18 protein-coding genes and 1 tRNA gene are annotated in these 23475 nt (G+C 34.8%); 7 read left to right on the top strand and 12 right to left on the bottom strand.

Going from position 1 to position 23475, the window contains the following annotated elements; all coding sequences use genetic code 11:
• Window positions 1-31: 31 nt before the first annotated feature.
• The 4 genes from ACFIML_RS04920 to ettA form a co-directional block, all read right to left on the bottom strand.
• Window positions 32-223 carry a hypothetical protein gene (locus tag ACFIML_RS04920; protein ID WP_375687521.1) on the bottom strand — a complete coding sequence of 64 codons (192 nt, stop codon included), beginning with the start codon at window positions 221-223 and terminating at the stop codon, window positions 32-34.
• Between the two features lie 819 nt (window positions 224-1042).
• Window positions 1043-1420: a hypothetical protein gene (locus tag ACFIML_RS04915; RefSeq protein WP_375615072.1), complete on the bottom strand. Its 378-nt coding sequence runs from the start codon at window positions 1418-1420 to the stop codon at window positions 1043-1045.
• A 2163-nt stretch (window positions 1421-3583) separates the two neighbouring features.
• Window positions 3584-4522 carry an ArsR/SmtB family transcription factor gene (locus ACFIML_RS04910; protein WP_375687519.1) on the bottom strand — a complete coding sequence of 313 codons (939 nt, stop codon included), beginning with the start codon at window positions 4520-4522 and terminating at the stop codon, window positions 3584-3586.
• 672 nt (window positions 4523-5194) lie between these two features.
• Window positions 5195-6844, bottom strand: a complete 1650-nt coding sequence (ettA, locus tag ACFIML_RS04905; RefSeq protein WP_375606955.1) for an energy-dependent translational throttle protein EttA — start codon at window positions 6842-6844, stop codon at window positions 5195-5197.
• 160 nt (window positions 6845-7004) lie between these two features.
• On the opposite strand from ettA, the gene ACFIML_RS04900 reads away from it, so the two are divergent.
• Window positions 7005-7541 carry a hypothetical protein gene (locus ACFIML_RS04900; protein ID WP_375606954.1) on the top strand — a complete coding sequence of 179 codons (537 nt, stop codon included), beginning with the start codon at window positions 7005-7007 and terminating at the stop codon, window positions 7539-7541.
• A gap of 47 nt (window positions 7542-7588) precedes the next feature.
• Window positions 7589-8197, top strand: a complete 609-nt coding sequence (gene pncA, locus ACFIML_RS04895; protein ID WP_375606953.1) for a bifunctional nicotinamidase/pyrazinamidase — start codon at window positions 7589-7591, stop codon at window positions 8195-8197.
• A 471-nt stretch (window positions 8198-8668) separates the two neighbouring features.
• Here the strand turns inward: pncA and ACFIML_RS04890 are convergent, their stop codons facing one another.
• Entirely contained in the window at window positions 8669-9721 is a 1053-nt protein-coding gene (locus tag ACFIML_RS04890; protein ID WP_375606951.1) for a DUF475 domain-containing protein, read from the bottom strand.
• Window positions 9722-10082: 361 nt separating this feature from the next.
• On the opposite strand from ACFIML_RS04890, the gene ACFIML_RS04885 reads away from it, so the two are divergent.
• Together ACFIML_RS04885 and ACFIML_RS04880 are read left to right on the top strand one after the other, a co-directional pair.
• Window positions 10083-10622, top strand: a complete 540-nt coding sequence (locus tag ACFIML_RS04885; protein ID WP_375606950.1) for a helix-turn-helix domain-containing protein — start codon at window positions 10083-10085, stop codon at window positions 10620-10622.
• 391 nt (window positions 10623-11013) lie between these two features.
• A complete protein-coding gene (locus ACFIML_RS04880) occupies window positions 11014-11193 on the top strand; it encodes a DUF1508 domain-containing protein (RefSeq protein ID WP_142416545.1) in 180 nt (59 codons plus the stop codon).
• A gap of 753 nt (window positions 11194-11946) precedes the next feature.
• Here the strand turns inward: ACFIML_RS04880 and ACFIML_RS04875 are convergent.
• A complete protein-coding gene (locus ACFIML_RS04875; RefSeq protein ID WP_273790799.1) occupies window positions 11947-12258 on the bottom strand; it encodes a hypothetical protein in 312 nt (103 codons plus the stop codon).
• A 576-nt stretch (window positions 12259-12834) separates the two neighbouring features.
• Entirely contained in the window at window positions 12835-12960 is a 126-nt protein-coding gene (locus ACFIML_RS04870; RefSeq protein ID WP_375606949.1) for a hypothetical protein, read from the bottom strand.
• Between the two features lie 609 nt (window positions 12961-13569).
• On the opposite strand from ACFIML_RS04870, the gene ACFIML_RS04865 reads away from it, so the two are divergent.
• On the top strand, window positions 13570-13884 hold the full coding sequence (locus ACFIML_RS04865) for a helix-turn-helix domain-containing protein (protein ID WP_007347852.1): 315 nt from the start codon (window positions 13570-13572) through the stop codon (window positions 13882-13884).
• Here the strand turns inward: ACFIML_RS04865 and ACFIML_RS04860 are convergent.
• Both ACFIML_RS04860 and ACFIML_RS04855 read right to left on the bottom strand, forming a co-directional pair.
• Window positions 13808-13990 (bottom strand): hypothetical protein, encoded by a 183-nt coding sequence (locus ACFIML_RS04860; RefSeq protein WP_273790801.1) that lies wholly within the window; start codon window positions 13988-13990, stop codon window positions 13808-13810. The two genes, ACFIML_RS04865 and ACFIML_RS04860, sit on opposite strands and share 77 nt — an antisense overlap.
• A gap of 1683 nt (window positions 13991-15673) precedes the next feature.
• Window positions 15674-15750 (bottom strand) — tRNA-Ile (locus ACFIML_RS04855).
• Window positions 15751-15931: 181 nt separating this feature from the next.
• Between ACFIML_RS04855 and ACFIML_RS04850 the strand changes: the two genes are divergently transcribed.
• Complete coding sequence (locus tag ACFIML_RS04850; RefSeq protein WP_375606948.1) at window positions 15932-16669, top strand: SIMPL domain-containing protein; 738 nt, start codon at window positions 15932-15934, stop codon at window positions 16667-16669.
• 28 nt (window positions 16670-16697) lie between these two features.
• Here the strand turns inward: ACFIML_RS04850 and ACFIML_RS04845 are convergent, their stop codons facing one another.
• From ACFIML_RS04845 to dnaG, 3 genes are all read right to left on the bottom strand, one after another.
• Entirely contained in the window at window positions 16698-17159 is a 462-nt protein-coding gene (locus tag ACFIML_RS04845) for a YcgN family cysteine cluster protein (RefSeq protein WP_375606947.1), read from the bottom strand.
• Between the two features lie 605 nt (window positions 17160-17764).
• Window positions 17765-19780, bottom strand: coding sequence for an RNA polymerase sigma factor RpoD (gene rpoD / locus ACFIML_RS04840; protein WP_375606946.1), 2016 nt, complete (start codon window positions 19778-19780; stop codon window positions 17765-17767).
• 353 nt (window positions 19781-20133) lie between these two features.
• The gene (gene dnaG, locus ACFIML_RS04835; RefSeq protein WP_375687517.1) at window positions 20134-22071 is read right to left on the bottom strand and encodes a DNA primase; all 1938 of its coding nucleotides are present in this window, start codon (window positions 22069-22071) and stop codon (window positions 20134-20136) included.
• A 135-nt stretch (window positions 22072-22206) separates the two neighbouring features.
• On the opposite strand from dnaG, the gene ACFIML_RS04830 reads away from it, so the two are divergent.
• Window positions 22207-23424, top strand: coding sequence for a mechanosensitive ion channel family protein (locus ACFIML_RS04830; RefSeq protein ID WP_375606944.1), 1218 nt, complete (start codon window positions 22207-22209; stop codon window positions 23422-23424).
• Window positions 23425-23475: the final 51 nt, after the last annotated feature.

Here is a 23475-nt window from a genome sequence, read left to right as displayed (position 1 = left end):
TTATATACGATGATTAAATTTTTTATTGATATCAATCCCACAAAGCAATAGAGACGAGATCATCTTTACCAAAGATCCTCGATATCGCAAAAGTTTCACAAAAATAAAACCCGTTATTGATGCTTCTTTCTAACCAATAAACACGCGCAGCATTCTTTATGCCCCCAATAAACCATTGACTAAAATCAACCCCTACCTCCATCACTGTGCATAAGGAGTCCATAGATATACAAAAACCATCATACGCTATTTACCAATTCAAAATATTGCAACAGACTTTTAGCTCTCAAGATATCTCAAAGAAGCTTTTTAATTCCTTTTTAAAAGAGTTTTTATCCACACAAGCCTCCCACTTGTGGTATACAAGAAACTGATTTTGATTTTTTCACCATGGATAAATTTAAAATGAGAGGATTTTATAATTCTTAAGATTCTCATTCAATATAAAATGATAAATTATCATTATAAAACAATATACTAAAAAAGTTATATCCGTTTTTTTCCTACAACAAAGCTTAACAATTACTTGTGTCTATTTTTTTGAAAAATGTTAGAAAGCTCAATACCCCCAAAGCCTTTTTAAATAAAAATAGACCTCTCATCTTCATTCAAATATTTTTTCTTTGTCACAGACTATCATCTTATCAGCCTTACACCTCATTTTCAGAAATCATACAAGTGGATAAATATCCTAAAATCCGTAGAATAAAAAAGCTTAAATCCTTTAAAATTTTTTATTTTCTCATATCAAATAAAAAAAATAACCGGCATATAAAATGCGGTTAACGTGTTTTATTATAGTCAATACTGCTTTTGTCATTGTAGCGATTGATAATGCAATTAACTTGGACCAATACCCTTGATAGACTTTCTATCACTCCTGTAATGATTGCAACATTACCCTTATACTCCAATTGCTTACCTTTTGAGAGATAAATTTTGTTAATACCTTACAAATTGATTATCTCCTCGCACTTTTCAAGACTTCACGAAAAGCTCTTGCTCCTTAAAATAAAACCCAAAAGCGCGATTAAAAAAATAGCTAAAAATAAGCATTAGCAATGGAAGGACGAGAAATCGCTTTCGAGAGAGCCATAGCAACAGTTTCACCAGATTTTTGAGCCTGTTCACGACTCTGCCCACTTTTAGAAGCAAGCGCAATTACATCACGACGCAGCTGCGCAATAAACAACTCTTGCTGTTGAGGGGTCATTTTAGAAAGATGCTTGATGATATCTGGAAAAGATACGGATAATCTCTCTAATAACTCCTCCTCTGTTACATCAAGCTGCTGAGAAGACAAAGAAGAGTGACCGGGAAAAAACTGATAAACAACACCACTTTGAAAAGCAAAAAAGACAGCGCCAAAAATAAAAAACACAAATAAAATAAAAATAATACGATGCGAAAAAGATTCCATTATCTCTTACCTAAAGATCACAGAATACAAACATAGCTTCCCTTTACGATTTCCCTTATAGCATTCAACAATGCCTCAATAAAGAAAAATCAAATTATTCAAAATAAATACGCTAACACTATCCGCCTAACAAGACATCCCCCTCTACATATTTACGTACTATAGGCGAAACAATAACAGATCTTACACTTCCCCCCTATAAAACCTTACACATCCCCTAAAACAATTATAAAAAGCCTGACTGAGGAAATCCTCAGTCAGGCCAGACAATCTAGGGGATCCACGCGGGGGGGGGGGAGGAGGTTCCCCGATTGTCCTCTTACATCAACCACTAAGATAGCCGATGCAATATTCTTGCTATGGAATAAAATTCTTTAAACAACAAGAAATTCTTATCATCTTCTACGCAAAAAAACATAAAAGAATTATAAATTATTTAAAAATGTTTAAATTTAGGCAAAAAAAGTTCAAAATGACCCAATTTGAAGCAATTTTATTTCAAGAAGCATCAATTAGAATCTACGATCATTATAACTTTTAAATAGTTTCTTTCATAACTCTGATGATCATATTAAAAAACAGTAATTTCTACGTATCCACCCTATAAAAATTAAACTATGTAAAAGTAGAATCGCTTTTCCAACAGCAATCACCACAAAAAGAAAAACGTAGATTTTTAAAATCTTACACAAATAACCGTAAAAAATGGAAAACATCTTCTTGCAAGAAAGCTATGAATTATTCATATAAAACAATAAATTAGAGAAATAAAATCTTATCTATATTTATAAAAAATTTCTGTAAATGATCATTAAAATATTGTTACATCCTTCATGTAACAATCAATGAGGAACTTAAACAGCTTAATCTTATGAGAAAATGAGAACTCTGAAGGTATTTGTTTCGAATCACGCCCCATCGTCATTCCAAGTAACGATAAACCATTTTACAATAACCAACAGTCTCTAACTCATTTTAACATAACAAACCGAAATCAACGCAGACATTTTCTCTTAATCTCTATCATTTAAATGATCCCGTAAAGTAATACACACAGTAGTTTCTATGCTCAAAAATTTTTATAGTCTGTTCTTCTAACGTAAACAATTCATTGATTTACAATCAGAACTCATCATTTTACAATTTACATGAGAGATCTCAAGAACGTAAGGTTCCCTTATTTTCAATCTTCGTCTATTGAATTAATGAATAGCCATACTATCGCACATCACAAACAAGAAGAAGCATATGGATAAAAAACATAAAACGATGATGCCTACTTACAACTTTTACTTAAACTAAAGACGATGGTGCCCTATCAATTTTACGCTATACCCACGGACTGCGTCATAAGATGAGCGGCAAACATAAAAAGAAAGAAAATACTTTTGGCAAAAACAATGGACTTATTTAATAACCTTCATAACTTCTCATGATAAAGAGATACGAAACTTTAGTGTAATATCACGCTTTTTTTCCTACTTTCAGCCACAAACTATCCCTAGATCATCGCCGATCTTATTTTATGAATATAATGCATTGTCTTACCCTTTTACTTTTTCGTCTTTTTAGAGCATCTTTTTGCACCCCTCACTAAAAGTTCCAAGGTACTCCTTATCTAAAAACCTGTTTTAAAGAGACATTTTAAGATCTATTGGGCACCACCATCTTTGACATTTATAAAGGTATGAGCCTTCACTATATTATATTGTGCGGCATTATATCATATTGCAGCCGCTCTCACATTTAGAAAATGTATGAAAGATGTATTTTCTTTTACAAACGGTATCATTAAGATAAATACCTTCTTTTGTAGCAGACAAACAGACTCTTTCGGATTCTGAAACAGGAAATTTGAAATGAGACAACATTCCTGTATTCAAACCTCTTATTGAGTTTAAAAAAATCAATGATCTTTTAAAATCAATATATTGGCTAATAAAATATAATATCAGGACACCTTAAATAATGATCCTCATAGGCTTAACTCTATAGAAGGTGTTTCATTATACAGCCTACACGCCGCTATAAAACACCAATACTCCCATATAAAAACATAATACAAATGTAAAAAACAATAGCTTATCAATGATTGAATAAAGTTTTATCTCTACGCTATTCCTTGAGAAAAATCAGAGAATAAAGTGCGTTAACAAACGCGATTTATGCAAAATCTACTTGTTTATCTTTGATATCGTCAACTAATAAACGCGGATCACGAGCAAGCCAAAGTGTAACCATGCCCTCCTTACTATTTTCATTTTGTATAGGAGTAAGACAAACTGTTTGCTCTAGCATAAGTCCGGCATTTTTTAGCCACTTTTCTATTTGTAAAGTCGAAAATCCAAGACGCATATGTGCTTGATCAAAATGTGAAGAATCAGCTTTATGATAACCCAAATCCACAATCAATAAACGCCCATAGGGACGCAAAACACTTGATATCTCATGAAGAAACATTTCAGGATTTTCAAGAAAATGTAAAACCCAATGAAGAATAACTAAATCAAAAGTTGTATCTCCAACAGACAAGTGAAAAACATCGCTATCAAGCACAACTTCAACCGCATGCGTATAAAGATTAGAAAACAATTTTAAGATAGAGTCTCCACCTCTTCCAATATTCAGCATCATCTGAAATGGTTTATCGCCAATGATTTCAAGTAAAGAGTTTTCTACACCACGATCTGCCATACAGGATGACCGTAATACATCCCGTTGCAACGCATTTTGTAAGAAATGCTTCTTCCTCCTTTTTTGACGCTGCTTTTTAACATCCTTCAAACGTTCTAAATCATGCGCTAACAACACATCATTCTTTGGTAAAGACGAAAGAATACCCATCACAATGTCTTTACCCCCAAAATCATGACAAAGCTTAAAATAAAGGCTATCCCCCTTCTGATAACGCTCAATCAATTGTGCTTCGTACAATAAACGTAAATATCGTGATATACATGCTTGCGACTGATCAAGAATAAAAATAAAATCAGGGATTGTTAAATCTTCATGACGCAAGAGCGTAAGAACACGTAAATGGCTTACTTCTGCAACCGCTTTCAGCAGCTCAATTATTGCATCTAAACTTGTACTTTTTTTCATAATTATCCCCTAAACATTCCTATAAACATTTGTTTATAGGAAAAAAAGTCAAGCATACAACGCATATTCTCATCTATTTTGTGCTCTCTATTTTATCATACTATGAAAAAAATAGGCTCATGTAAAAAACGAACAGATCTTATCCATCTGTTTCTCGTTATAATGATAATACATTGATTTATAATAATAATTCATTCATTTTAACTTGAATAAAAAACCAGAACACCATAAATTTTTCTCATTTCAAATCTATTTATGATAAATCAATCCAAATCATTCTCTTACAGCACATAAACGGAGGGAACATATAGATAAAAATACCTTTTATGCCCACCTCAAAACAAGAACTGCATACCATTGAGAAAAAATAAATAATATGATAGTGTCAGCTTGCATCTTTATTAAGTAAAGACGATAATGCTCAATGACCAGAGCATTTGTAGAAGTAATACTATACTCTTCATCTCCTCCTTTTCATTGCAATTTTACAAGCAATAACCGGTTATATATCATGAGTAGAATAACCCTATTTAGGTCATAATTTCATAAGATGTCTCTTACTTTTTTCAATGAATAAAAACTTCCACAGAGCACACACACACTTTATTTATGAAATAACAAACACAATAAAATACACTATTATTCCAACAAAGTTGCGATAAAATAAAAATTCTAGCGTGTAAGAGGTTTATAATTTGCATGCTTAGGATTAAGAGATTCCGCCCCAAGACGACGAACTTTATCAGCCTCATATTCAGCAAAATTACCTTCAAACCATTCTACATGACCATCACCTTCAAAGGCTAAAATATGTGTTGCCAATCGATCAAGAAACATACGATCATGCGATATGATAACTGCACAACCAGCGAAATTTTCCAATGCATCTTCCAATGCACCCAATGTTTCAGTGTCAAGATCATTTGTCGGTTCATCAAGAAGAAGCACATTCCCCCCCTCTTTTAGAAGTTTCGCCAAATGTACGCGATTGCGCTGCCCTCCTGATAAATTTGCCACCTTCTGCTGCTGATCTGCCCCCTTGAAATTAAAAGCCCCGCAATAAGCGCGGCTATTCATCTCATATTTGCCTAATTTAATAATGTCATTTCCACCAGAAATTTCCTCCCAAACAGTTTTATCCCCCACCAAGGAATCGCGACTCTGATCCACATAACTCATGTGAACTGTTTCACCGATACGTATCTGACCTGAATCGGGATTTTCCTGTCCCGTTAACATTTTAAACAAGGTCGACTTTCCCATACCATTGGCACCAATAACGCCGACAATGCCGCCAGCAGGAAGTTTAAAAGAAAGAGAATCAATCAATACACGTTCACCATAAGCTTTAGAGAGATTATCAACCTCAATAACAACTTGTCCTAACCTTTCTCCAATAGGAATAATGATTTGCGCCTCTCCAGGACGGCGCTCACGTGCTGCTTGAACCAACTCATCATAAGCCTTAATCCGAGCTTTTGACTTTGCTTGTCGCCCTTTTGGACTAGAAGCGATCCATTCTTGCTCACGTGATAAAGCACGTTGACGCGCTGCCTCTTCACGGCCTTCCTGAGCCAAACGCTTGGCTTTAGCCCCCAAATAAGCAGAATAGTTCCCCTCATAAGGAATACCTCTACCGCGATCTAATTCTAAAATCCAACCCGTTACATTGTCGAGAAAATAACGATCATGGGTTATCAAAAGCACAGCCCCAGGATATTCACGTAGATGCCTCTCAAGCCAAGCCGTCGTTTCAGCATCTAAATGGTTTGTCGGTTCATCCAAAAGTAATAAATCAGGTTTTGACAAAAGTAATTTACAAAGCGCAACACGCCGCTTCTCACCACCAGAAAGTTTTGTGACATCCCCATTGGCTGGCGGACATCCAAGAGCAGCCATAGCCATTTCCACTTGACTTTCTAAATCCCAAAGATTCTGACTATCAATAATATCCTGAAGCTGTGCACTTTCATCAGCCGTTTCTTCGCTATAATTCATCATCAATTCGTTATAACGCTCAAGAATTGCCTGTTTATCTGCAACACCTTCCATCACATTGCCGCGCACATCTTTGCTTGCATCAAGCAAAGGCTCTTGTGGTAGATAGCCACAGCGCGCTCCTTCACAAAGCCATGCTTCTCCTGTATATTCCTTATCTAGCCCAGCCATAATACGTAAAATCGTTGATTTACCAGCACCATTTGGCCCTAAAATACCGATCTTCGCATCTGGATAGAAAGACAAATGAATATTTTCTAAGATTTTTTTATTGCCGTAAGACTTGTTGAGCCCAGCCATATGATAGATAAATTGACGTGCCATAAATTTCTCTTTATATTGCGCGATATTAAAGATTAGGGTTTGAAAAAATTGCTTTCGCTTTTTGAAACTGTACAGTAAATAGTGCTTACACCGTATCAAAAGCTTTTCGCTTTATATTGGTACATTTTTTCTAATCTCACAAGCCCCAGTATGGTTCTGAATGCAAAAAAACATCGCCTCAAAAAGCAAAAAGCAAATCTTTTTAGCTGTCCCTGAAACATGTTATCAAACATTGCCCATCTTTTCCATACCAGATATAACCTTGTATTTTTATCGTATTAAACCAACTTATCAATGTGATAGGATACCAGAAAGAAAAGCAATTCTCTACGCGCCTTCTTTTTTTGCCTTATGGGCTTTATATTACGCCGTAAAAAATCCTTCCCTTTTTTCATCGATTTTTTGTTACGGGAAACAATGGACTTCACCCCTTTCCTTGATGTGGCTTAAATTACGTTTACAAAATGACTGCCGCCTTATGGGATCTGACGTCCCAAGCCCAATGATCATGAAGGCATTGCATCAACACGTAGCAACAAATGATTACAGTGCACTCCCCATTGGTACGTGGTTACAATTCGTAAAAAACTATAAAACAAATTGTAAAAACTTATCCATTCCCCTCTTTTGGCTTGATAACTGTAAAAATAGTATCAATATTCAGCAACTCATTTCAAAACTTCAAGGCGAAATATAGCTTTTTAAAAATACGATAAAAGCGCGTCTCCTATAAGGAATATATTTATGGAAAAAAAAGCCTTAATCGTCATTGATGTTCAAAATGACTTCTTACTTGGTGGAGCACTTGCAGTACCACAAGGTGATACTATTTTACCCGCCATCAATAATCTCATAAATCATTTTGATCACGTTATCTTAACCCAAGACTGGCATCCCAAAAACCATTGCAGCTTTGCTTCCTGCTACCCTGAAAAAAAAACCTATGATACAGTCACTCTTGACTATGGTCCTCAAATACTTTGGCCTGATCATTGTATACAAGGAACACAAGGAGCAGAGTTTCATACATCTCTTAGAGTGGAAAAGGCACAACTTATCCTTAGAAAAGGCTATAATCCAAAAATGGATAGTTATTCTGCCTTTCTTGAAAATGATCAAAAAACACCAACAGGTTTACATGTTTATCTCAAAGAACATGGTTTTACCAAGCTCATTATGTGCGGCTTAGCAACTGATTTTTGTGTCGGATTCTCTGCTCTTCACGCCATACAATACGGTTTTAAAGTCAGTGTTTCATTAAATGCTTGTGCTGGTATTGATGTAAACGGATCACTAAACACTATGCTTAAAACTATGAACGAAGCAGGTATAGAACTGTTAATGCTCTCCTAAAATATTCTTTTCTCATCTACCATTATAACATTCTGATTTATAATGAATAAATTTTTTTACCTATTTAAGAAAGGAACCCAAATATCGTAAAATTCTCTCATTTCACCCCTATTTCAATACCATTCTCTTAAAACATCATAAATAGGATTGATGTATGAATAAAAATCTTGCAAAAAAAACAGCCAAAATGCTTCTTATGAATCATTAAATGCAACAGCAGTTATGATACTAAAAGCTGGTAAAAAGTATAGCGTAAACTTGCACCTTATATTGAAGTCAAAAAGCCTCTATACGTCAAAAGTTATCCAAAAGATTATACATTATTTACCTCATGGAGGAAAATCGCGCAATAGTGTCAACTTTAAAACAAAAACATCAATAAGCAATAACATGGCATTTTTTGCATAAAAAGCCTCTCTCTATTCAAAGACATGCGATAAACAAAAGCGTGATGAAAACACGAATTTTTCATTACTTAGACACGCCCTGTTTATCCAATTGACAACGCTTAAAACGAATCGAAGAATACAATGCTATTCCAATAATACAGACTCCCACAAGTCCTGTTAAAACTTCAGGAACCGATATAATCGTTTGCAGATACATAATCACTGCAAGAACTAGAATTGCATAAAAAGCACCATGCTCTAAATAACGATAATGCAATAATGTTCCTGATTCAACCAACATAATTGTCATAGAACGAACGTAAAATGCTCCGATACCAAGACCTATCGCAATAATAAAAAGGTTGTGTGAAAAGGCAAAAGCACCAACCACGCCATCGAAAGAAAAACTAGCATCAAGAACTTCTAAATAAAGAAACGCCCCTACTCCCCCGTGAGCTACTGTTGTTAAAGTCTTTTGAGGAGTATCCAAGAGATGACCGACAACTTCAACACCGATAAAGGTCAAAAGTCCATAAAGTGCTGCCAATAAAAAAGTTATTTTATTTTCTGCGTCAATCTGACCTGAAACAAATAAGATCAAAATCAAAACAATTGCAATATCAATTCCAACAAGCGCCCCAAACTTTTGAGCAGGTCTCTCTATAACATTAAGCCAATGCACTTCTTTTTTAGAATCAAAAAAATATTTTAAGCCAACCATCATAAGGAAAGTTCCTCCAAAAGCGGCAATCCCCATATGTGCATCGATTAAAACTTCGGCATATCGATGTGGTTCCCATATCGCTAATTTGACTGCCGCAATGGGATTAATCCCAACAGCAACGACAACCACCAATAACGGAAAAACAATCCGCATCCCAAATACAGCTATCAAAATGCCCCATATAAGAAAACGGCGACGCCATAACGGATCCATTCTACCAAGAATACGCGCATTGATAATAGAATTATCAAAAGATAAAGAAATTTCCAAAATCCCTAAAACACAGCAAATAAAAAAATATTTAAGAAAACCAGTAATGCTTCCCGTTTCGAACCAACCAATAGCCCCTCCTAAAAAAATACCAATAATCGTGAAAAAAAAAGCACACCCAAAATAGCGTAATAGGGCCATGATCATTCCTCAAAGTTTATTTTCTAATTCAACTACAGCACACACAGTATAAATCCAAAGCTTGCATCTCTTTAAAGTTGCATCTATTAATGCAGGGGTGTATAGAATATATATGGTAAGGTTACATGAAAATTCTCTCAAAAAAAAAGCAAGAGACAAATGTAGCAACAAGGAATTTTGTTTTGAAGTAAATATCAATTGTCAATACAATAAATGAAAGATTGCTTTTTATCTACGAAAATAAAAAAATAACAAGAAATTAAAGCTATAATATTGACATTATATCATAGAATATTAATACATAGTGTGCTTTTATTATTTAATGATTTATACCATGATGATTTACCGAGGGAGATAATTCGTGGCACGTCCTGAAACTGAATCAAAAACCATATTTGGAAAACGTTTACGTTATGTACGTCTTGCTTTAGGCGATCCATCACGTGAAACCTTAGCTAAAAGTTTTAGCATGACAAAAAATTCCATTGCTTTTTATGAGCGTGGAGAGAGAGAACCCAATCTTAGTGTCTTACAAACATACCGCACGTTATATGGTGTCAATATTAATTGGCTTTTAACTGGACAAGGAAAAATGTTTGACACCGAATATACAAAAGGTGATTTTGACTGGAATTATTTTATTAAAAAAATCGAGGGACTGGAAGAAACACTTTCCGATAGTGATCGTAACGAAAAACTAAATCAAGAAAAAATCGACAGTTCTTATGAAAAATTGCAGCAATATTTGTCAAGACAAGGTTTATCAAATGGTTTTAACCCTAAAACTACAACCTCTCTTATTGATATGAAAGCTAAAATGGCCAATTCTTATACCCTTAGCTTATTCATTGATTTACTCATTCGAAGCGTATCCCAAAAAGAGGTTATAGCTAATCAATAAACGTCTATTTAAAAAGAAAAACAAGAAATGATTAAACTCTACCAGTATGGAGAAAAGTGTTTTTTACTTTATCCGTGCTGGTGAAATTTTATATAATTTATAAACTTTGTTTCTATAACGACAGAAAAAATATTTGCGTTGTAAATAAAAGTATAGTGTCATTAAATTAAAAAAAATAATTTTATAGTATAAAATTCTCATTCATATCTTATTGACAATAATTTTTTTCTTGTTAAAAGAATAATAGCTCTCATAGAAATTATTTTTTAAGGTCAGAAAATTTAAGGGGCATATATTGACGACTTCCTAGAGAGACATAGATTAATGTTTACAAGCGGATTAGTTAAATATTTATCCTGAAAATTATCAGCTATTTTATGAGGTGGGAAGCATGTATTTTGAGGTGTTTCAAGGAGTTCACAATCAATGGTACTGGCGTTTAATCTCAGGAGATGCACAAAAAATTGCTTTTTCTAGTAAAGGTTACCCAACAAAACAAGATATCCTAATCAATATTGAGCAAATAAAAGAAATTACACATAAGGCTCTTATTAGAGAACTACAGTCCTAACGTTCTTTACCATTAAAACAAGCGTTTATTTTGTATAATGGTATGGTAGTTACTTTTGTGACAAATGAAAAGTGATGGATTTCCCCTCAATGAGAGAAAGTTCTTGTATTATTTCTAACACTCACAAATAACAGTCATATTCTTACAGATTATATGTTTATTTTTAATCATACTCAAATCTCTATAGCCTTTATCAAAAAGAAAATCTCTTAAGTTTTGTATTTTTCATAAAAAATAAACAAACATGAAGAGAAGATAAATCATCAATGATGAAATATATTTACTCTCCAAGATATTAATATCTTTTACGTTCATATTCCTCTTCTGTATCTGATAACCATAACTGACTTACCGATTTCATCTTCATAAAAAGCAAATATCTCTTTCTTTCTATTATCATGCAATTTTTTATACCTATTAGCTGAAACTATCGTGGCATTTATACCTTACATCTAAAAGGAACGCGCAAAATTGTTTCCAGCAATAATATAAAATTTCTGGATTGTATAGACACGCTTTTTAATAACCAGCCTACCTATAAACTAGTTTATCATCATAAATTCTTATTTTATGATCAACGACGCTCTGTCTTATAAAATTAAATGTTGTCATAAAATCAGAGTAAACCTGAATATCTCTTCCAATACAATCTCTCCATCAGCACCATAATTGGCTTCATTAAAGTTTATCTCTCTCGTCATTCCAATATTCCTAACACATTTCCAAACCCTTTAATGCAAAATATAAATACAATCACTCTTTATCATCTTCAGATTTAAGCATTTTTTTATATTTCTTTTCATTTTTTTCATATTGCTTAATTTGTTTTTTCAGTTTTTCAATTGCTTGGTCACGTCTTTTAATCACCATACTTTGCTCTCTAATAGCCCTATCTCGTTCTTCAGTCATCTTCATAGAATCTCTTAAAAACTCATGCTTTATTCTTCTAGATTCCTCTTTTAAAATTTTCACTTGACTGCGATAATATAAAGAAAACCGAAATATAACCCCGCTGCATAACAAAACAACAACCATTGCTCCCAATAAAATTTCGTTTACACTCATTTGGATCTCCCTTAATTGTCGCTCAAGTGATCATCTTGATCAATTTGTTTCATCCTCAATCAAAAAAAGAATGCAATAAATCGCATGTTCCAAGTGTGAACAGTCACTCTCGGCGTTCTTATTTTCTCCATTAAAGCATTGATAAATGACGCAAAAAAATCTCTGAAAGCGGCTAAATCTACACTCACACCAATTATTTACGACACATTTATTGACACAAAATACAAAAAATAAGGAACGTCAAATAAAACTAACGACGCAATCCAATCATACAAGCCTTGCCCAAATCGTTCCTATCTTCCTTTTTTACGCCATGTGGAATGCGGCTATATATGAAAGTTTTTCATTATTACAAAAATCTTCAGTGTCACAAAGCACAGCATTTCTGTAAAATTTTGCCTTCCCACAAATCTTTACATCACCACAAACTAAAGCATCATTATAAACTCGAGCCTTTCTACAATCACGAGTATCACCACAAAGTTCAATACATTGAGCATTCAAAACTTGATCAAAAAAGACCGCATTAGCATAAACATATGCATCTCCACTCATATTTAAATAACGATAAAGTTCTTATTTTTCATAAACATGCGAACTCGTACGAACGACTAAACAACCATATGTTAATGCATTGTTATAAATAACAATATCATTATAAACACAGACTTCATTATAAACCGCAGCATCATAAAAACACATTCACCCCCATAAGGGCATTGATCGAATGTGCAATTCTACCAAACAACCACCTTTGTGGATCAGATTACCTTCCTGTTTAATAAAATATCCAAGATCACTTTTTTAATATTTCCCATTTTTTTACGCATATATACGATATACCATCTGATAGTGATCTAATTTATTACAATAAAGAAGAAATCAGTATTCTTTGTCTATGCAATTTACATTTTTTCTACAGCCATTATCCTATCTCTTAAGGCTCTAAAGCTTTGTTATATTCACACACTACCTCAACGCAGAATTTTTTTTACAAATTCTGATGTTGGGGTATATCTTGATTTATAATGCTGCTACGTATACTATCATAGTGAAATCTCATAAACATACGAGTGTGTATCGCCCTTTCTGGTATACACATTTACTTTTTCACAACCGTGGAACTAAGCAACCATTTTTATTGATTCGAATCTGAAAGTGTATGGGGACATTTTGTTATTAGTTAAAAACAACTCTATATGCTTCCTTAGCGAAGAGCTACACATGGATATTTTCACGCTCCTTGTATCATATATTCTGGATTCGCAACGCAATATTAACGCTATAGCGTAAATATGTAAAGGTCTAAAAATGACAAAGACTGAAAAAGATTGGTTCCAACGCTTAGTTGAATTGATAAAAAGTGACGGACGAACAATGATTGAAATAAGCAGAGCTGCAGGCTGTGGACAAAATTACGTCCAACAAATGATAAATGGAGGCAAGAGGCCTTCTGTAGATAAACTCATGGCTATTTTGAATACACTGGGAAATGCTAGTGCCATATATGTAATAACTGGTTTCAACATTTCCGATGAAGATTTAAAACTCATAACTTTGATTTCGTCTGGAGATAAAAAGAAGATTGAAGCCTTAAATGTTCTGTTGAATGAGCAGAATCTGTAGAATTTTCTACTTTATCCAATATCGCTTGCTTTTGAGACGTCGATAAAGACTCCCATTTCACAATAATATCAGATAAAGTTGTTTCAAATTTTTTATCATTCTTCATAGTCATACTCCATGTAGTCACACTATATAACGCTAAAGCGTTTAAAATATATCTCATACCTTAGAAAAAAATATTTGCAATAGGCAGTATGGAAGCAATTGTGTACAAACTTATTTTACAAAATCAGATGAAGTTCTATTAGTCATGTACCATGGTGAAACAGAAAGCATCACACGATCCAGACCTTCTTATGAAAATTGGTATAATCTATCAAAAACGCGAATAATGTTACGCAGATCTTGCGATTCGGACCAATAAAAACTAATGTGAAAATATCCCTGAAGACACTCCTGAACTCTATATAAGAGAACACGAAAGAGCTTTTTTGAAAAAAATACATCACAATTTATTCTACATAGCACTATCTATGTTTTTTTAACAATATTGCAAAGCAAGAATATAACAATGTTATAGGAATAAATTCTTATAAACAGAGCCTCACTACCTAAAACTCTGTAACACGTTTACAGGTACCCCCCCCTCTAAACGCACCTTGTAAATACTAATATAAGTCTCTATCATAAGCAAAAATGATACTATTAAAAAATAAAACGAATCACCACGCACAATCTTTTTACGTAAATTTGATACAGATTTACAACAAGAGAGAAATTCCCTTATGCAAATGAAGAATTATATTTTCAAAGTATGACTTTGAAGAAGAAGTATACTTTTCCCAAAAAACACTCTCCCTGCCAATAATTTTTCATAAGAGAAGAAACTCATAACAAAGATCAAACTCTCCTCACAATCAATACAAGGAAGATTTTAGCAATACAAAAAAGAGCTAGGTTTATCAAAATACGATCAATCCCCGATGAGAATAAAATCAAAAAAGACCTTTGGTTCTTCAATAACAATTCGAATTACATGCTATACTTTGAGCATTAAACAGAAAATACACAAAGTCCAAAATGGTATTTTAATGAATTTTCCAATATCATAGAAAACATTTCTTACAGAATAATAAAATGCTTATTACAATAGAATCTGGATGATGCAAAGCAATAGAAACAATCACTCAATTGATTTTTCAAAGAATAATTAATAAAATTCTTTCAGAGAACACGCCACCGTCACTATGAACAATATTTCTCAAAATATCAAATAGAATTCCTTTCTTGTGAAAAAGAAAATATCAACAAATGTTATCATCGTTGCCCCCATGATACATATGAATGCCCATAGATCACATTCTCTTATACACTAACCTTTCATCACGATGATGCTATTCGAACGTCTAAAAGACATTAACATCACTTAGAAAAAAGCAAATTTACACTAAATTTTTTTGAGCCATTTGTTCTGAACAGGTACAATCTTTAAAATTGGTTTTATTGAGGTCTATTTATTTGCAGAACAAGTATAAATAAACTTATCCAATGAAGCTTTTAGCCTTCTATTTTATGAAGAACACCATACAGAAAAATTATAAAACAGTATATGAATTAAAAAAGTAAATAGGACACATATCAGTTAATCCAAATGCTAAAAGGTTGCAAGTGAGAGAACTTCTTTGATGAAACTAAGAAAACATACCATCATATTAAAGCGACTGAGAGAAAAAACTGCAACAAACAACGACTAAAAGATTCTAAAAAAACAGGAAAATAAATAAAAAACGAAAAAGGTAGAATCTCAAAACTTTTAAGCGATCTATTTTTCTATTGGACATTTCCCTATTGGTGGGCCCGGAGGGACTCGAACCCCCAACCAAGCGGTTATGAGCCGCTGGCTCTAACCAATTGAGCTACAGGCCCTACATAGGTTGTTTCTCTCTAAACTAAAATGCCCTATGATACAAGAGCTGACAAAGATTATAACCCATCTTTTTCTCTTTTTTTCTCTTTTCTATTGGTTTTTTTTCCAGTGCTCTAATTTCTTTACAAAAACTCTCAAAAATGAGAAAGTAATAAACTGATAAATATTAAAGGAATAGATATGATAAAAAAGAAAATTCAACCACTGAAGGGGTCTCTGGTTAAAACAGCTATATTAGCATTCACACTCTTAACCACTTCATTGACTGTGCATGCTGAAGCAAACAAAATAAAAAATGCAACAATCACAGTGACTGCAACCGGAGAAAGTCAAGCAGCACCGGATATGGCCATTATTAATCTAGCCGTTGTTACCTATGACAAAACTGCCCAAAAGGCATTAGCTTCTAATAATCAATCCATCAATGATATTATAAAAGCTTTTAAAAACAATGGTATCCAAGCAAATGATTTGCAAACATCAGGCTTATCCATTTATCAGTCGACCTCTGATAACCACCACGAAAAAAAGAATAATGAAAAACTCTATCATGTTTCAAATTCTTTAACCGTGCGCATTCGTGATCTTACCAATGCTGGTAAAATCTTTGATCAAGCGATGACACTAGGTGTTAATTCAGTTAACGGCATTACTTTTACCAACGCAGATACAAAGCCATTTTATCAAGAAGCACGTAAAAAAGCCATTACTGAAGCCATTGAAAAAGCGCAAACGATAGCACAAGCTGCCGATTTAAAATTAGGAAAAATTATTGAAATCAATGAAAAAGATGATTACTACCATCCAGCACCACGTCTCATGAGTAGAGCAGCAGATGCAAGCTACGCAAATACAAATTTTGCAGGTGGTGAATTAAATTATAATGTGAGTGTCACTGTAGTCTTTGCGATCGATTAAGTCACCAACTGTTGTATAAAAAATCACATTACTGGCCTTCACGTAGAAGACCAGTAATGTGATAAAGATAATCTTCCTCAGATAATAATTCGTCTTCGTAAATCTCTATCTGTTCGCGTGCAGAAATACGCGCGATATGTACCGTCTGACAATCTCCTGATACCAATGGATGCCACCAATGAAGATCTTTTCCCTCGTAAATTAATCTATAAGCACAACTTTCTGGAAGCCAACAGGCTGTTTTAACTGTTGTAATGTCTAGCGATATACAATCTGGTACAATTGATTTACGATGAGCATAATCTCGACACCTGCAGGTTTCCCCATCTAAAAGACGACAAGCAATACTGGTTGCATAAAGGTCACCCGTATCGTCGTCCTCAACTTTATGGAGACAACAACGGCCACAGCCATCACAAAGGCTCTCCCACTCAGAAATGGAAATCTCTTCTAATTTTTTTACTTTCCAAAAGGGAAGTTCTTCACTCATAAACTCAGACACACCTTTTTAAATTAAGACGATCTATAAAAAATGAAACATTTAATTTCTATAATTTCATCTATTTTTGTCTCTTAAAAAGATTAAACTCAATGTATAGTTTAAACCATGTTCTTAAAATCCATCTGAATAAAAAGAGAATATTCAAAAAATAGCGTATATAAATGAACGTAACCTATTAAAACATCTTTTTGTAAACTTAACGAAGAATAAAATGCGTCACCTAAAATGATAGAAAAATTCCGCAAAGAATATACATTTTCATCAAAAAGTCCGTATGTTGCAATATAAGTTTATTCCTAATAGATCTCATTTCTTAAAAAACGAGCCGTGCTATACGCAAGGTAATGTTTTATCGTCCATTTTTTGAAAGCCCCCCTACTCTTTACTCCATAACCACCCTTTGCCCTATATCTATTGAGATAGTATAAAGCCCCAAAGATAAGAAAAACATTAAACATCGTAAACTTTCTAGATTATTCAAATTCTTCCTATGTTTTTCTCAAAAAAGTATCCAAGTACAACATGAAGCACCTCCCCCCTTCATTAAGAAGAAGAAGAAGGAAGGCTATTAAAATGCACACGAATTCCTTTATTTAAGAATCGAGAAAACTGCGCAATTTTCGTGAACGGCTAGGATGTTTTAATTTACGAAGTGCCTTTGCTTCGATCTGACGAATACGCTCTCTTGTAACTGAAAATTGTTGTCCTACTTCTTCCAACGTGTGATCTGTATTCATCCCTATTCCAAAACGCATACGCAAAACACGCTCTTCCCGCGGTGTTAATGAAGCAAGAACGCGTGTTGTCGTATCTCGCAGATTAGCTTGGATAGCAGCATCAATTGGTAATAACGCATTCCTATCCTCAATAAAATCACCCAAATGGGAATCATCTTCATCACCAACAGGCGTTTCGAGTGAAATAGGCTCTTTTGCAATTTTAAGAACTTTTCGTACTTTTTCTAACGGCATAGAAAGCTTGCTAGACAATTCTTCTGGTGTTGGTTCTCGTCCAATTTCATGGAGAATCTGACGCGAGGTACGAACGATTTTATTAATTGTTTCAATCATATGAACAGGGATACGAATTGTACGTGCCTGATCAGCAATTGAACGTGTAATAGCCTGACGAATCCACCATGTCGCATAAGTTGAAAACTTGTAACCGCGCCGATATTCAAACTTATCCACAGCCTTCATCAAACCGATATTGCCCTCTTGAATAAGATCAAGAAACTGCAAACCACGATTGGTGTATTTTTTTGCAATTGAAATGACAAGACGCAAATTAGATTCTACCATCTCTTTTTTCGCAATTGTTGATTCGCGTTCACCTTTCTGCACCTGCATAACAATCCGACGAAATTCACCAATCGAAATAGCCGTTTCTTGCGCAAGATTTTGTATCTCACTTCGCAGTTTATGGATTTCTTTTGCTTCACGCACCGAAAACTCTTTCCAACCAGGTGTAGGCAAAGCAGCAATATAATTCATCCAATCCGCGTCCAATTCACGCCCTTGGTATTCTTTTAAAAAATCCTCATGGCCAATGCCATAGCTATTGGCAATCCGTTTCAGCTTACCTTCATTATGAATCAATCTCTTATTAATGTCATAAAGCTGTTCAACTAAAGCTTCGATACGATTTTGGTTTAAAGAAAGAGATTTTACTGCTTGAATCAACTCACCCTTTAATTGAATATATTTCTTCTTCTGAGAAGATGTAAGGGCCCCCTCTTTACGCTCTGCCAAACTGCTTTCAACATGCTGATCTTGTAATTTTCGTAATTTTACATAGGTTTGAGCAATAAAATCCAATGTTTCCATAACTTGAGGACAAAGTTCATTTTCCATTGCAGCAAGCGATAAGTTAACATCGTCCTCGTCTTCTTCATCATCGTCTTCAATGTTTCTCTCTCCTGCGCTCTCCCCCATATTACGTATACCAGAAGACATTTTTTCTTCTACTGTCTTATCAACTTCACTTCGCTCAATAACAGGAGCCTGCTTTGCTTCTGGACCAGCATAAGTCGTTTCAAGATCAATAATTTCACGAAGAAGAATACGCTGCTCTTTTAACTCGTCACGCCAGATAATAAGAGCCTGAAAAGTCAAAGGACTCTCACAAAGTCCCGCAATCATTGTCTCACGGCCTGCTTCAATACGCTTAGCAATGGCAATTTCGCCTTCCCGCGAAAGAAGCTCAACAGCTCCCATCTCACGCAAATACATACGCACCGGATCATCGGTGCGATCTGTTACTTCGCGTTTATTCGTTGTCGTTGCAATTGCGTGGCTAGAGGCTTCTACTAAATCCCCCCCCTCTACCGTAACTTCTTCTTCATAATTTTCAGACTCAACTTCATCCTCATCATCCACAACATTAACCCCCATCTCAGAGAACATCGCCAAGATATCTTCAATTTGTTCGGATGTAACCTCGTCAGAAGGAAGAACTGCATTGAGTTCATCCATCGTTACGTAACCATTTTTTTTGGCAAGTTTAATCATTTTCTTGATGGCATCATCAGAAAAATCAAGAAGAGGGCCATCTAAACTCGCTTGGCTTTTTACTTCTGCATTATCTTTCTGTTTAACCTTTGTTGCCATACCATAACTCCACTCGATCACGCCATAGTTTCTATGTGACCAGCTTTTTTGTTCTCACTTCAATCACCCAATAGTTTCTTATATATATTTCTTAAGAGATTACTATTAGAAAGAATACATTTTGTATACACCTTGTCATTCAGCCAAAAACGCGGGAAAACTCCAGAAGTTTCCCCGACACCTCTCAGTCCTTCTGAGATAATCTCTGTACCCTATCGTAAGAACCAATTTCCCGCTTTTCCTAAAATTTGCCCGCTTTTCCTAAAATTTAATTGTCATCTTTATAAGAATGTCACTCCACATAAACTTCCTCATCTAAAATTTAAGTGACTGATTCGCATTAAAAAAGCGAATCATTTTATCGTATCTTGTGTATTCCCGTCTATTTTTTCATCCAACCAACTTCCAAATCCTTCAATTAACGCTTCTGTTGCCTGCATCTGCTCCAGCTCATTTTTTACCTCACGAAGCAGATCAAAAACCTCACTCTTAGGATTTTCTACAAGTTGCTCTTCAATATCCTGTAACCTCTTATGTAGGTGGTGTTCTTGAAGATGCAAGTAGACAGCTTGTTTTAATATAGCACGTGCATCTTCTATAGGAGATCCACCAAGAATAATACGCATACCAATATTTTGCACAAGATATTTCATACGCTCTAACAGAGCCTTTTGTCCTCTTTTTTCTAAGAATGCAACCATCGTCTCTTTATCATGAAGCTGTTGGTCCCCAAGAATTTCCAACATGGCTTGATGAAAAATTATCAATTGAGTATTTTTTAATTCTAACTCAGAAAGAATTTCAAAATTTTCATACCACAACTCAGGATAGTAAGCTAAAGTAAGTAAAATCACTGCTTCACGCAAAGGGATAGATTGCGAAGAGTTTCGTACTATTTCAGAATTTGCTAACAGAGAAAAGGTTTGATCTTTAAAGGTCCTATTTGGTGAAGATTGACCATATCGCCCTTCCCCCTTTTGTTTTGAAAAAGAGGGACGAAAAAAATCAAAAAGGCGTTTTTTTATATCTTGCAAATAATAACGACGGACATCTTCATCCTTAATCGTAAAAATTTGTTGTTTTAGTTGTTTTTCTAGCGCTGCTCGTGCCTCTGGAATTTCAAAATGCTTTCCAGAGGTAGCACGCCACCATAAAAGCTCACTCAAAGGAATAGCTTTTTGCAAAAAAGAAGAAAAAAGCTGTGCTCCACCAGCACAAACAATTTCATCAGGATCTTTCCCTTGTGGCAACAAAACAAAGCGTACACAAACCCCAGCCTTTAAAAGAGGCAACACACGATCAGCAACACGAAAAGCAGCTTTTAAACCCGCATCATCACCATCAAAACACAAAATAGGCTCCTTCCCCATCTGCCATAAAAGCTCAATTTGCGCTTCCGTTAATGCTGTCCCTAAGGGTGCTACAACTCCTTCAAAACCAGCTTTAGTCAATGCAATAACATCCATATACCCCTCAACAACAAGGAGTGAATGAATTTTCTCATCGCCAACAAAGCGACTATTTTTGCGAGCTGCTGCCGCGTTATAAAGTATATTTCCTTTATGAAACAGCACTGTTTCAGGGCTATTGAGATATTTTGCTCGTGTATCTTTCTCTAATGCACGCCCTCCGAAAGCCACCACACGTCCGCGCAAATCTTCGATAGGAAACATAATGCGATTTCTAAATCGGTCATAAGAATCCACGCTCTCCTCATGCACTGAGAGAAGCCCACATTCTTCCATTTGCTTGATTGAAATGCCACGTGCACTCAAAGCTTCTTTCAAAGCTGTACGCCTTACCGGTGCAAAACCAATGCGGAAACGCTCTACAAGCTCTGGTGTAACACCACGTGCATCCAGATAACGACGTGCTTGCATACCTCCTTTATCGCGTAAATTATATTGAAAAAAATCTGTAGCAATTTTCATCACATCATAAAGGTCAGTTTTTTCCAGTTGACGCTGATGACTTTGTGAATCCAAAATAGGGAGTTTCATTCCCGCAAAATCAGCCAAACGCTCTACACTTTCTGAAAAGTGCAGTCCATCAAGCTCACACAAAAAGGTAAAAATATCTCCACTTACACCACAACCAAAACAATAATAGCGCCCTTTATGATCATCACAATGAAAACTTGGCGTTTTTTCACCATGAAATGGACAACAACACCAAAAGTCTCCCCGTGAAGGCTTACTTTTTCGAGGATCAAAATCCACCCGTTGACCAATTACTGTTGAAATTGGGAGTCTCGTACGCAGTTCATTAAGGAAATCGGGCGGAAAACGCATTATCTCTCACAGAGTTTAAAAATTCTTTTTTGCATATTTAACGACTTTAGAGCATAATTCCAATACTTCCTCTTAAAGCAGTTGTAAAATTTTAAACCCTCAACTGCATATATTTTTAGAAATGGAGAATAAAAAGTGATCGAATTTATTGCTCAATATCCGTGGTTAGAGGCTATTTCTTGGCTTGTTATTCTTACTATAGCTGCCCTTTTAGTGAACTTTCTAGGACGAAAATTACTTATTCACGGAGCAAAAAAACTCTCTTCTTTTCTCCCAAAAAATACAACGATCGATATTAATAATGCTATTCAATACATAGCGGATATCATTTCAGCTTTTATTCTTTCAATTGGTGTTAATTTTATCTCAACATTGCCCGATGCATTTAGCACTGTCATCGGTAATGTTGCCAACGCCTTCATTATCTTCTTTGTCGTCCTGACAATTTCTTCCTGTCTCAATGTCATTAACATCCTTTACGAACAACGACCAACAGCACGACTAAAACCAATAAAAGGTTATATTCAAATTGCTAAAATTGCACTTTTTGCTGTTGCAACAATTTTAATGGTCGCTACATTAATTGACCGCTCCCCTCTTATTCTCTTCTCCGGTCTTGGTGCAATGGCCGCGGTTCTCATGTTAATTTTTCAAGATACGCTTCTTTCTCTCGTTGCCGGTATTCAAATTTCATCCACTGATATGGTGCGTGTTGGGGATTGGATTGAAATCCCCAACCTCGGTGCCGATGGTGATGTTATTGAAATTGCCTTGCATACTGTTAAAGTTCAAAATTTCGACAACACCATCACCTCAGTTCCTATCCGTAAACTTGTGACCGACCCTTTTAAAAATTGGCGTGGAATGCAAGAATCGGGTGGAAGACGCATCAAACGCTCTCTTTTTATTGATCAATCAAGTATCCATTTTCTCACAAAAGAAGAACAAAAATATCTTTCCCGATTTAATTTATTAGAAAATTATTTCACGCAAAAAGTAGCAGAAATTGATCAATGGAATGCTCAATTAGATAAAAATCATGATGTCTTAGCCAATACACGCCGTTTAACCAACATTGGAACTTTTCGTGCTTATGTTTTTGCTTATCTACAACAGCATCTAAACATCAATCCTAATATGACCCTCATGGCACGACAATTACCTCCTACAGAAAATGGTTTACCTTTAGAAATCTATTGCTTTACGAACACCACCGTTTGGATAGACTATGAACAAATTCAAGGCGATATCTTTGATCACCTTTATTCCATTCTGCCCTGTTTCGGTCTAAAGGTTTTTCAAAATCCAAGCGGTTATGATTTTAATCAAGTATTAAAAGCAAAAGTAAAATAAAAACAATAAACTTCAATTTATTAATTTGAGGCAACCGCATTCACAACAACA

Source organism: Bartonella sp. AC62GZZY (assembly GCF_042196525.1).
Lineage (GTDB): Bacteria > Pseudomonadota > Alphaproteobacteria > Rhizobiales > Rhizobiaceae > Bartonella.
The sequence above is the reverse complement of the archived record's forward strand: the minus strand, read 5'-3'. Positions and strand labels throughout refer to the sequence as shown.

What these genes read in the sequence shown, in the direction of transcription:
- ACFIML_RS04920 (WP_375687521.1), bottom strand. Translation starts at nt 223, where the DNA reads ATGGACTCCTTATGCACAGTGATGGAGGTAGGGGTTGATTTTAGTCAA.
- ACFIML_RS04865 (WP_007347852.1), top strand. Translation starts at nt 13,570, where the DNA reads ATGACAAAGACTGAAAAAGATTGGTTCCAACGCTTAGTTGAATTGATA.
- ACFIML_RS04875 (WP_273790799.1), bottom strand. Translation starts at nt 12,258, where the DNA reads ATGAGTGTAAACGAAATTTTATTGGGAGCAATGGTTGTTGTTTTGTTA.
- ACFIML_RS04890 (WP_375606951.1), bottom strand. Translation starts at nt 9,721, where the DNA reads ATGGCCCTATTACGCTATTTTGGGTGTGCTTTTTTTTTCACGATTATT.
- pncA (WP_375606953.1), top strand. Translation starts at nt 7,589, where the DNA reads ATGGAAAAAAAAGCCTTAATCGTCATTGATGTTCAAAATGACTTCTTA.
- ACFIML_RS04910 (WP_375687519.1), bottom strand. Translation starts at nt 4,522, where the DNA reads ATGAAAAAAAGTACAAGTTTAGATGCAATAATTGAGCTGCTGAAAGCG.
- ACFIML_RS04845 (WP_375606947.1), bottom strand. Translation starts at nt 17,159, where the DNA reads ATGAGTGAAGAACTTCCCTTTTGGAAAGTAAAAAAATTAGAAGAGATT.
- ACFIML_RS04870 (WP_375606949.1), bottom strand. Translation starts at nt 12,960, where the DNA reads ATGTGTTTTTATGATGCTGCGGTTTATAATGAAGTCTGTGTTTATAAT.
- ACFIML_RS04850 (WP_375606948.1), top strand. Translation starts at nt 15,932, where the DNA reads ATGATAAAAAAGAAAATTCAACCACTGAAGGGGTCTCTGGTTAAAACA.
- rpoD (WP_375606946.1), bottom strand. Translation starts at nt 19,780, where the DNA reads ATGGCAACAAAGGTTAAACAGAAAGATAATGCAGAAGTAAAAAGCCAA.
- ettA (WP_375606955.1), bottom strand. Translation starts at nt 6,844, where the DNA reads ATGGCACGTCAATTTATCTATCATATGGCTGGGCTCAACAAGTCTTAC.
- ACFIML_RS04915 (WP_375615072.1), bottom strand. Translation starts at nt 1,420, where the DNA reads ATGGAATCTTTTTCGCATCGTATTATTTTTATTTTATTTGTGTTTTTT.
- ACFIML_RS04880 (WP_142416545.1), top strand. Translation starts at nt 11,014, where the DNA reads ATGTATTTTGAGGTGTTTCAAGGAGTTCACAATCAATGGTACTGGCGT.
- dnaG (WP_375687517.1), bottom strand. Translation starts at nt 22,071, where the DNA reads ATGCGTTTTCCGCCCGATTTCCTTAATGAACTGCGTACGAGACTCCCA.
- ACFIML_RS04900 (WP_375606954.1), top strand. Translation starts at nt 7,005, where the DNA reads ATGCAAAAAAACATCGCCTCAAAAAGCAAAAAGCAAATCTTTTTAGCT.
- ACFIML_RS04860 (WP_273790801.1), bottom strand. Translation starts at nt 13,990, where the DNA reads ATGAAGAATGATAAAAAATTTGAAACAACTTTATCTGATATTATTGTG.